Genomic DNA, 9605 nt, shown 5'->3' with positions numbered 1-9605 from the left:
GCGCGAATGGACCACGAAAAGGTCAACATCCTCCTCGTCGACGACCAGCCGGCCAAGCTGCTCGCCTATGAGGTGATCTTGAAGGAACTCGGCGAGAACCTCGTGATCGCCTCGTCCGGCCGCGAAGCGCTGGAGGTTCTGCTCAAGACCGAGATCGCGGTGATCCTGGTCGACGTCTGCATGCCCGAGCTCGACGGCTTCGAGCTCGCGGCGATGATCCGGGAGCATCCGCGCTTCCAGAAGACGGCGATGATCTTCATCTCGGCCATTCAGGTGAGCGACATCGACCGGTTGCGCGGCTATGAGATGGGTGCGGTCGACTATGTTCCGGTGCCGGTCGTGCCGGAGGTGCTGCGCGCCAAAGTCAAGGTGTTTGCCGAGCTGTACCGGAAGACCCGCGAGCTCGAACGGCTGAACCACGATCTCGAAGACCGTGTCCGTGCACGCACCGCGGAATTGGAGAACTCCACGGCGAAGCTGCGCGAGAGCGAAGAGCGTCGCAGCATGGCGATCGCCGCCGGCAAGATGGGATCATGGGACTGGGACTGGGTCAGCGGCGACTGGATGTGGGACGAGGGGCAGTATCGCATCTTTGGCGTGAGCCCGGAGAGCTTCGAGGTCAATCCGGCCAACGTTCAGGCACTGTTGCATCCCGATGACGTCGACCAATTGCGCAAGGCGATCGCCGAATTCAGCAAGGGCACACGCGCCTATGAGACGGAATTCCGCATTGTGCGGCCCGACGGCGATGTGCGCTGGTGTGTCGGCACGGCTGCCGCCACCGCCGACAATAGCGGCCGCGTGGTGCGCGTGAGCGGTGTCACCGTGGACATCACCGAGCGCAAGCGGGCCGAGGAGCGGCAGAATCTGCTGGCGCGGGAAGTCGATCATCGCGCCAAGAATGCGCTGGCGCTGGCGCAATCGATCGTGCGTCTCACCCGTGCCGACGAGGTCAAGGCCTACGTCAACGCCGTCGAGGGACGCATCAACGCGCTGGCGCGCGTGCATACGATCCTGTCGCTGTCGAGCTGGCAGGGCGCCGAACTCTCGAAGCTGATCGACGAGGAGCTCGCGCCCTACTCGCTCGGTGGCCAGATCAAGCTGGCGGGGCCCGAGGTTCAGTTGCTGCCGGCAACCGCCCAGACGCTGGCGCTCGCGCTGCACGAGCTTTTCACCAACTCGGCCAAGTATGGCGCGCTCTCGACGCGGTCGGGCCGGCTCATGATCGGCTGGCAGGTCGAGGAGGATCACCTCACACTGATCTGGGAGGAATCCGGCGGTCCGCTGGTGAGGACGCCGAAATCTCGCGGCTTCGGCACGCGGAGCCTGCTTGCGAGCGTCGAGTCCCAGCTCGGCGGAAAGGCGCAATTCGATTGGCGCGCCGAGGGCCTGTTGTGCCGCCTGGAAGTGCCGTTGACCCGGAAGACCCCAACCGGCGCCGCGCACGGCAAGTTCGAGGGCACCACCTCCCTCGCGCTCCAGCGCGCGTCGGGTTAACCCGACGCGGCGACCTTCATGCGCCGCACCGGCCGAGGTTCATGGGCGATGCGCCCTTCGAGCCAAGCTTCCGTTTGCGCGAGATCGCGTAACGCCATCGCATAGCGGCGGGCCGCGCTTCGCTCAGCACCGCGCGGCAGCTTGCGCGCCTTGCGCAGCATGTCGGCGGCCGCGTTTCGATAGGCCAGCGAGCGATAGAGAAAGACAACCTTACCCATATCGAATGTTCCCGTGTTGACGGGCTCCATGGTCGCAAGGTGGGCATGAACGTCGGATGAAGCCCGACGTGACAAATCGTTCATGCCGATGGAACCCGCAATCGCCGGCTGCGTTGCATGCAAGATCGAGGGCGGTTCCATGGGCGCGAAAAAGTCGCCGAAAAAGTCGCCAAGGCTGATCTCTCCTTCCGGCATCATCACGCTCTTGACGCACGCGATGATGGGCGCGGCGATCGGCCTCGCCTTCGGTCTCGTGCTCATTCTGTCCAACCCGGCGGTGGCAAATTTGCTGAACCATGGCGGAGATTCAGCCGCGGCCGTTTTCGTCGTCACGCTGGTGACGACGTTCGCGATCGGCGCGATGCTCACGGGCATCGTGTTCATCATCGCCGAGGACAAGGAATTTTGAAGCGCGCGTGAAACCCGCGAGGCTGCTTTGCCGGGAACTCCTGCGGCGAATGGCAGTTGGCTGCCTGCGTCATTTTAACTCAGGGAGTTCCTGCGCATGAAGACGACCAAGCTCGCCCTCGCCGTGATGTTGGCAACCGGCCTCGCCGCCGCCCCGTTCGCCGCACAGGCGAAGTCGCACAAGGCGAAACATGAGTCCTCGACGTCGTCCTCGCAGACGACGGGCGCCAACACGAAATCCAAGGGCGCCGATCCTTCCGGTCAGGGCGGCTCCGGTCCCGGCTCCGATCAGGGCGGCACCATGACGAACAAGGGTACTGGCAACACCAAGTAGACTCGCCGCCGTTCATCGAAGGCCCCGTGATCGCGGGGCCTTCTTGCTTTGCTGTTCGATACAATCCTTCTCACGCCACATCGTCGGCGCACGCCTTTAGCTGCGCCGGATGTCGGCGATGTTCGGGCCGCCTGCGGAGTTTGTCTTCACGAGATGGTCGAGCCGCGCCCGCTTGCGCGCGATCAGAAGCTGGGCCGCAGCGTCGTCGAGACCCTCACGCTGCAATTGCCGGATCGCGGACCCCAGCTCCAGGATCTCGGCGCGCAGTCTCAAGATCCGGTACGTGTCCGGGTCTTCCTCCACGGCACGCTCCCAAATGTCTCAGCGACGCACGATTGCGCGCGCGGGATCAGCGGCTTTCTTGAGGGAACGAAGACGTACACGATCGCGAACATCCGGCAGGACATCACCACCGCCAGCCGCCTTCCATTCGCCGATCAGCAGATTGATTTTCCGGCGCAGATCCATCTGCGCCAGGGCCTTTTCTGTGCAGTCGCGATCGCGGTCGACGAGCTCGCGCACGGACGCCTCGACATCGGCCATTTCCAGCCTCAAGGCACTGATCTTACGTCGAATTTCATTAATTCTGTTGTCCATGGCTTGTTAGAACAAAATAAGAACATATAGTCAAGTCACGATTTCAGAACGGAGAGGCCAGATGCAGGTTCAAGGTAAATACGACGCCAGGGTTTTCCTCGCGGAGCAGATGACGCGGGCACAAGGCCTGAGGTTGAAGCGGCTCAGCGAGGAGGCCTATCAGCCCACGCAATATGATCGGGGTCTGTCCTTCACTGAAGCTGCGCGCCGCATCCAGGTGCTCGAGGCGGAGATCGAACTGGCGAATTCCTTCTAGCCAGGCTGCGTCGCGCATCCGGACGTTGCGGGCGCGCCTTCGGAACCATGCCTGTGTCGAATGGTTTTCTCCCGGCCAAGGGAGAATCTGAATGGCACGCAAGGCAAAGAAGCGCCGTTACTCGCGCAGCGCCGGGAGCGATGTCGAAAGCGAAATGCGGCGCTACAAGAAGGGCACGGCCAAGAGCGGCCGCGGTGGTCGCGGCGGACGCGTGAAGAGCCGCAAGCAGGCGATCGCAATCGGCCTGTCGAAGGCGCGCAAGAAAGGCAAGAAGGTCCCGAAAAAGGCCTCGAAGAAAACTGCCAAGAAGAAGACGGCCAAGAGAGCAGCCAAGAAAAAGTCCAAGCGCAAATCCGCCAAGCGGTAGTGGCAATCGGCGCTAGATCATGCTGCCCGGCATGAAGCAGCGGATCGAGATGCCAAACGCGGTCTTCACCGGCCACACCATGGTGCGACCGGCGCGGTTCGGCTCGGTGATGACGGCTTCATCGGGCACATCGACCCACTGCCCATCGAGGCGGACGCGATAGTGCCCGTCATGCGATTCCCAATCGGGATCGGAGACGGCAAATCCGTCGGCATCCGAGCAGCACGGGCCGAGATGGCTGCGCAGACTGTCGAACCAGGGCTTGAGCGGCGAATCGGCGTAGCGGCCGTCATCACGCCCCAGGGCGCTTCCAGCCGACAGTACGAGCGGCGCCACGAGCAGCGCACATCTCAGCGAGAGCTTCAATCGATCCATGTCGGCACCGATCAAATACGAACCGCCGGCCGGTTCCACAAAACGGCCGGACGTCCGAAGTTCCACTCTAGCAGCTCGCCTTGGCGTCTTCATTGCCGCCAAGGCGACACGCGATTTCGAACTCTGACGAGCGAACGCGGCTTTTTCGGACGAACCCGTCACCAATGCTGCCGTTAACGAGAATGTTATCGGCGGGCTGTTGGTATCCCGGATGCAAACGAGAAAAGGCGGCCCGAAGGCCGCCCTTTTGGATTTGCGCTGGTGGAGCTCGACTTACGCGAGCGGCACCGCGACGAACCGGGTCGCGTCCGCGCTTCTGACCTGCAACAGCACGCTGTTCTTGCCGGACGATTTCGCCTGCGCCAGCTCGGCGCGGACGTCGCCGACATTGGCGACGGGCTTGCCGCCGACATTGAGGATGACGTCGCCGGTCTGGATGCCGCGCTGCGCCGCTGGCCCTTGCGGATCGACCTCGGTGACGACGACGCCCTTCTGGCCGGCGCCCTGCACGTCGCCGGCCGGCGCCAGGCTGAGCCCGAGGCGCGGCGTGCCGTTGCCCGGCTGCGCCTTGCCCTCGTCGGCCTTGCCTTGAGCCTGCCGCTCGTTCGGCAGCTCGCCGAGCGCGAGGGTCACCGTCTTGCTCGCGCCCTTGTGGAAGACGTCGAGCTTCACGGACGTGCCCGGCGCCAGCGTGGCGACGGTGCGGGCGAGATCGCGGGAGTCCTTGATCGCGGTGCCGTTGACGGCGGTGATGACGTCGCCCGCCTCGATGCCGGCCTTTGCCGCCGGGCTATTGTCCTGCGGATTGTCGACGATCGCGCCGCGCGCCTCCTTCAGGCCGAGGCTGTCGGCGATCTCTGATGTCACCGGCTGCACCTGCACGCCGAGCCAGCCGCGGGTGACCGCACCCTTGTCCTTCAATTGCGCGACGACGAGCTTTGCGGTTGTGGCCGGAATGTCGAAGCCGATGCCGACCGAACCGCCCGACGGCGAGAAGATCGCAGTGTTCACGCCGATCACGTTGCCGCTCATGTCGAAGGCCGGGCCGCCGGAATTGCCCTTGTTGATGGGCGCGTCGATCTGGATGAAGTCGTCATAGGGGCCGTTGCCGATGTCGCGGCCGCTCGCCGAGACGATGCCGGCGGTCACGGTGCCGCCGAGGCCGAAGGGATTGCCGACCGCGACCACCCAGTCGCCGATCCGCGGCTTCTGGTCGGAGAACTTGACGAAGGGAAAGTCCTTCTTGCCATCGACCTTGATCAGCGCGAGATCGGTCTTCGGATCGGTGCCGACCACCTTCGCGGTGTAGCTCGTCCCGTCGTCCATGGTGACCTGCACGGACTCGGCGTGGTCGACGACGTGGTTGTTGGTCACGGCATAGCCGTCGGCTGAGATGAAGAAGCCGGAGCCTTCGCCCGTGACCATCTGGTGACGCTGGCGCGGCATGCCGTTCATGCCACCCGGAAGGCGGAAGCCGAACTGCCGCGAGAACTGGTCGAACGGCGCGTCCTCGTCGGAATCCATCCGGTTCTGTTGCAGCATCGCGCTCTTGTCGTTGTCCTGGTCGATCCTGACCCGCACCGAGATGACGGCAGGTTTGACCCTGGCGACGAGGTCGCCGAAGCCCGGCGGAGTCGCAGCGCTTTCCGCGGCCTGGGCCGGCGCGATGAAGGAGGTCACGCCGAGCGGCGAAGAGCCGGGAGATGCCGCCAGCACAGCCACGCCAAGCGCGGCCACGGTGCCGAGCAGCGCGAGCCGGCGCGGCTTCAAGATCCTGCGGGACGTGGTGATGTCGGAATTGACGCGGTCATTCATGTCGAAATGTCCATGTTGGGTCAGGTGTCGCCTTGCACGCAACATGGCCGCCGCGACCTTACGGCGTCCCGTCCGCGCGATTAAATCTTGGCAAAGGTGGTGCGGTCAGCGGCCGGGCCAAAAATCGGGGCCGCACATTTGATGCAGCTCAACGCCGCCCCTTCGCGCGGTGAAAGACTGCGGCCACCGAATGATGTCCATCGGAGGCGCGCCATGTACAAAGATATTCTCGTCCACGTCCCGACCGAGCGCCCGATGCGTCCCGTGATCGACGGCTCGATCTCGCTCGCGGCGCATTTCAACGCCCATCTCGACGCGGTCGCGGTCGGCTATGTCGCAACCAGCGCGGCTTATGTCATGGAGGGCGGGGCCGCCGTGGCGGCCGTGTTCGAACTGGAACGCGAGCGGGCAGTTGAGCGGGCCGAGGCCGCGCTCGCGGTGTTCGGAAGCGAAGCGGCGAACGCCGGCATTTCCTACACGTGCCGCCCGATCGGCGCGATTCCGGCGGACGCGGCCGGCTCGCTCGGCGAGATGGCGCGACTGCACGATCTCAGCATCGTACTTCAGCCGAATCCGGAGCAAGGCTCGTTCGACAACGACCTGCCGCGCGAGATTCTGTTCCACGCGGGCGGCCCCGTGCTGTTCCTGCCTTACACCTTCCGTGGCGCCTTCAAGGCGAACCGGATCGGCATCTGCTGGGACGGCAGCCGGCTCGCCGCCCGCGCGATGCGCGACGCCGCACCGTTCCTGGCCCGCGCCGAAGAGATCGTGATCATCACGATCAACGAAGCCGACACGGTGCCCGGCGAAGTGTCGGCAGGCAATCTGGCAAGACATCTCGGCCGGCGCGGGCTCTCGACCCGCACGGTCGGCCTGTCAGCGACCCGCTCCGAGATTCAGCCGACCATCCTGTCGCTGGCGGCCGACGAGAGCCTCGATCTCCTGGTGATGGGCGGCTACGGCCATTCGCGATTGCAGGAGCGCGTTCTCGGCGGCGTCACCCGCGCCATGCTGGAAGCCATGACGGTGCCGACGCTGATGTCGCACTGACCGAAGCCGGCCCGACGCTCTCAAGCCGCAGCGGGGGTCTCCCATCCAGCGGTTGCGGTGGCGTCCTCGTCGCGTTGCACATTGCACGCATCGAAATGCGCCTTCAGCGCGAGCTCGGCGAGGTATTCGAAATGTTCGGCCTGGCCGAGGAGTTCCCAGTTCTGGAGCGGCCGATAGGCCGCCTGCTGGCGACAGAGGGACGCAAGCGCCCGGTAGCGACGTACGTTCTCCATGAGAATCTCCCTCTCGGTCACACCCGGCTTATTTCTCCGGTTTGCGTCAGGGGCATTGCACTTGTGCGAAACATTTTCTGCGCAATGCCGGTCGGTCTCGGGAATGTTAACCTGTGCTGCAACGCGGCCGCTTTGCTTTGGCGCAAACTTTACAATTGTTTGGCGATTGTTCTTGGCACGGCTCAATGCCGACCCAGCCACAAAGTTACGGCATGTGTGAGGCAAAGCACAGCCGGACGTCCCTATCGCGCGTATAAATTTTTGCGTATGGCCGCAAACAAGGTAACGGCGGTACACCAAGGCTACGCTATCAACGCAGCCTGCGACTTTGGAGCCGCGCGGGCATGGAACCGGCGGCTCATTTCGTTTCTGGCGGCGATGGCTAGGCGTAGAGGCGGCGTTCCACGGTCACGCCGACCAGGTCGAGATAGCGTTCGATCAGGTCGGGACGGCCGACGAGATAGCCCTGCATCTCCTCGCAGGCCTCGCGCGTCAGGAAGGCGCGCTGCGCCTCCGTCTCCACCCCTTCAGCGATGACCGGAATATTCAGCGCGTGCGCGAGGCTCAGGACCGCGCGGACGATCTCGGCCGATTGCGGCGTCGCCTCGAGGTTGGAGATGAAGCTGCGATCGATCTTGATCTTGTCGAACGGAAACGACTGGAGATAGGACAGCGAGGAGTAGCCGGTGCCGAAATCGTCCATCGCAATGCGGATGCCGAGAGCCTTCAACCACCGCAGCAGGTTGAGCGCGCGGGTAAAATCGCCGATCAGCACGCCCTCGGTGATCTCGACCTCGAGCCGCGTCGGCGCAAGCCCCGTCTCCAGCAGGATCTGGTGGATCGAGCGCTCGAGGTCGCCGGCCTGGACCTGGACCGGTGACAAATTGACCGCGACCTGCAGCGGCCGCGGCCAGGATGCCGCCTCGTGGCAAGCCTCGCGCAGAACCCATTCGCCGATCTGGACGATCAGCCCGTTCTCCTCGGCGAGCGGAATGAACCGGTCCGGCGGCACGAAGCCCCGCGTCGGGTGATTCCAGCGCAGCAGCGCCTCGAAGCCGATGACCTCGCCATCCATCCGCGCCTGCGGCTGGAAGTGGACGAGGAACTGGTTCTGCTCCAGCGCCTGACGCAGATCGTGCTGCAACAGCCTGCGATCGCGCAGTTCCTGGTCCGTCTCGGATTCGAAGAAGCGGACCCTGGCCCTGCCCTCGCGCTTGGCGCGATAGAGCGCGGAATCGGCGTTGGCGAGCAGCGTCGCGGCATCCACGCCGTCATCGGGATAAACGGCGATGCCGACGCTGACGCCGACCTGGGAGAGATAGTCGTCGATCTCGAGCTCCTTGCCTATGACCTCGACCAGGCGCTCGGCGAGCGTCAGCATATCCTCGCGGCGGGCGTTGTCCGGCATCAGGATCATGAACTCGTCGCCGCCGATGCGGGCGACGAAAGCGCCGTCGGCTTCCGCGGCAAGGCGATCCGCCGCCGCCCGCATCAGCATGTCGCCGACGGGATGGCCGAACACGTCGTTGACCTCCTTGAAGCGATCGAGATCGAGGCTGAGCACCGCAAAACTGGTCAACGCCTCCTGCGCCAGCTCGAGCCGTTCGTCCAGCTCCGCGTTGAAGGCGCTGCGGTTCGGCAGGTCGGTCAAGGCATCATGATGGGCAAGATGACTGATGCGTGCCTGGCTCGCGAGCTGCTCGGTGACGTCCTCGATCACACCGACCACGTATTGAGGCGTACCGTTCCCATCCCTGATCAGCAGCTTGCGTGAATTGACGACGCGATCGTGACCGTTGACACCAACTTCGAGCAGATGCCCCTCCAGGAACATCGGCTCGCCGGTGTCCACGACCCGGCGGTCCTGTTCGTTGACGACGCGGGCGACGTCGGCCGGGAAAATCTCTTCGGGCGTCCTCCCCAGCATCTGCTCACGCGGCAGGCCGTAATAGTCCTCGCCGGCACGGTTGAGCAGGATGTAGCGGGAATCCTTCGCGCATTTCGCAAACACGGCAATCGGGATGTTTTCGACGATGGTGTCGAGGAACTCCCGGGTCCGCAGCAGATCTTGCTCGACCTCATCGTGCGTGTGCGCACGTGCGTCGATGACCCGGTGGCGGTCGCGTTCGTTCGCCTCATAGGCCGCACTGACGAGCTCGCCCAGCTTGACGACATCGAGCTGGCCGGTCACTCCGGTGGCACAGCGAAGCTGCTCGGCGAACAAGCGATGCATGCTCATGCCATCGCCCCACGCCGCGTGCGGGCCTCATGCCCGCAAATGTCTTCGATCCGCATCCCCGCGCTCTCTCGCGTTCCTGAACCGCAGATTGAGACACCTAGCATTGCGCGGGCGTTAATCGCACCTTCGCCTCGGACGCGGTGGTTACCCCGACCTGAAGGAATCCGATCGCCTTGTGCGGCAGGTTCCGTGGAACCCCGGAGGAAAGTGGCACGC

General features: G+C 64.3%; 13 protein-coding genes. 6 read left to right on the top strand and 7 right to left on the bottom strand.

Features of this window, described 5'->3' with window-relative positions; translation table 11 throughout:
- Positions 1–6: 6 nt before the first annotated feature.
- Positions 7–1497 carry an HWE histidine kinase domain-containing protein gene (locus ACE10W_RS09740; RefSeq protein WP_011085384.1) on the top strand — a complete coding sequence of 497 codons (1491 nt, stop codon included), beginning with the start codon at positions 7–9 and terminating at the stop codon, positions 1495–1497.
- Here ACE10W_RS09740 and ACE10W_RS09735 read toward each other — a convergent pair.
- Positions 1494–1913 (bottom strand): hypothetical protein, encoded by a 420-nt coding sequence (locus ACE10W_RS09735; protein WP_231166658.1) that lies wholly within the window; start codon positions 1911–1913, stop codon positions 1494–1496. The two genes, ACE10W_RS09740 and ACE10W_RS09735, sit on opposite strands and share 4 nt — an antisense overlap.
- On the opposite strand from ACE10W_RS09735, the gene ACE10W_RS09730 reads away from it, so the two are divergent.
- Together ACE10W_RS09730 and ACE10W_RS09725 are read left to right on the top strand one after the other, a co-directional pair.
- Positions 1855–2124, top strand: coding sequence for a hypothetical protein (locus tag ACE10W_RS09730; protein WP_028175372.1), 270 nt, complete (start codon positions 1855–1857; stop codon positions 2122–2124). The two genes, ACE10W_RS09735 and ACE10W_RS09730, sit on opposite strands and share 59 nt — an antisense overlap.
- A gap of 96 nt (positions 2125–2220) precedes the next feature.
- On the top strand, positions 2221–2457 hold the full coding sequence (locus ACE10W_RS09725) for a hypothetical protein (RefSeq protein WP_011085382.1): 237 nt from the start codon (positions 2221–2223) through the stop codon (positions 2455–2457).
- A 96-nt stretch (positions 2458–2553) separates the two neighbouring features.
- On the opposite strand, the gene ACE10W_RS09720 is transcribed toward ACE10W_RS09725, so the two are convergent.
- The gene (locus ACE10W_RS09720; RefSeq protein ID WP_038965905.1) at positions 2554–2760 is read right to left on the bottom strand and encodes a hypothetical protein; all 207 of its coding nucleotides are present in this window, start codon (positions 2758–2760) and stop codon (positions 2554–2556) included.
- An 18-nt stretch (positions 2761–2778) separates the two neighbouring features.
- Positions 2779–3000 carry a hypothetical protein gene (locus ACE10W_RS09715; protein WP_038965906.1) on the bottom strand — a complete coding sequence of 74 codons (222 nt, stop codon included), beginning with the start codon at positions 2998–3000 and terminating at the stop codon, positions 2779–2781.
- 115 nt (positions 3001–3115) lie between these two features.
- Between ACE10W_RS09715 and ACE10W_RS09710 the strand changes: the two genes are divergently transcribed.
- Positions 3116–3310, top strand: a complete 195-nt coding sequence (locus tag ACE10W_RS09710; protein ID WP_028175376.1) for a DUF3072 domain-containing protein — start codon at positions 3116–3118, stop codon at positions 3308–3310.
- A gap of 91 nt (positions 3311–3401) precedes the next feature.
- Positions 3402–3677 (top strand): DUF6496 domain-containing protein, encoded by a 276-nt coding sequence (locus tag ACE10W_RS09705; protein WP_011085379.1) that lies wholly within the window; start codon positions 3402–3404, stop codon positions 3675–3677.
- 12 nt (positions 3678–3689) lie between these two features.
- Here ACE10W_RS09705 and ACE10W_RS09700 read toward each other — a convergent pair whose 3' ends face one another.
- The gene (locus tag ACE10W_RS09700; protein ID WP_028175378.1) at positions 3690–4052 is read right to left on the bottom strand and encodes a hypothetical protein; all 363 of its coding nucleotides are present in this window, start codon (positions 4050–4052) and stop codon (positions 3690–3692) included.
- Between the two features lie 273 nt (positions 4053–4325).
- Complete coding sequence (locus tag ACE10W_RS09695) at positions 4326–5867, bottom strand: Do family serine endopeptidase (protein ID WP_304551272.1); 1542 nt, start codon at positions 5865–5867, stop codon at positions 4326–4328.
- 213 nt (positions 5868–6080) lie between these two features.
- On the opposite strand from ACE10W_RS09695, the gene ACE10W_RS09690 reads away from it, so the two are divergent.
- On the top strand, positions 6081–6917 hold the full coding sequence (locus tag ACE10W_RS09690) for a universal stress protein (protein ID WP_028175380.1): 837 nt from the start codon (positions 6081–6083) through the stop codon (positions 6915–6917).
- Between the two features lie 20 nt (positions 6918–6937).
- On the opposite strand, the gene ACE10W_RS09685 is transcribed toward ACE10W_RS09690, so the two are convergent.
- Together ACE10W_RS09685 and ACE10W_RS09680 are read right to left on the bottom strand one after the other, a co-directional pair.
- A complete protein-coding gene (locus tag ACE10W_RS09685; protein WP_028175381.1) occupies positions 6938–7150 on the bottom strand; it encodes a hypothetical protein in 213 nt (70 codons plus the stop codon).
- Positions 7151–7532: 382 nt separating this feature from the next.
- Positions 7533–9389: a bifunctional diguanylate cyclase/phosphodiesterase gene (locus tag ACE10W_RS09680; RefSeq protein WP_304551271.1), complete on the bottom strand. Its 1857-nt coding sequence runs from the start codon at positions 9387–9389 to the stop codon at positions 7533–7535.
- Positions 9390–9605 lie beyond the last annotated feature (216 nt).

Origin of the sequence: Bradyrhizobium sp. B025, assembly GCF_042257955.1 — a bacterium.
Lineage (GTDB): Bacteria > Pseudomonadota > Alphaproteobacteria > Rhizobiales > Xanthobacteraceae > Bradyrhizobium > Bradyrhizobium diazoefficiens.
This window is presented reverse-complemented; position numbering and strand designations above follow the sequence as displayed.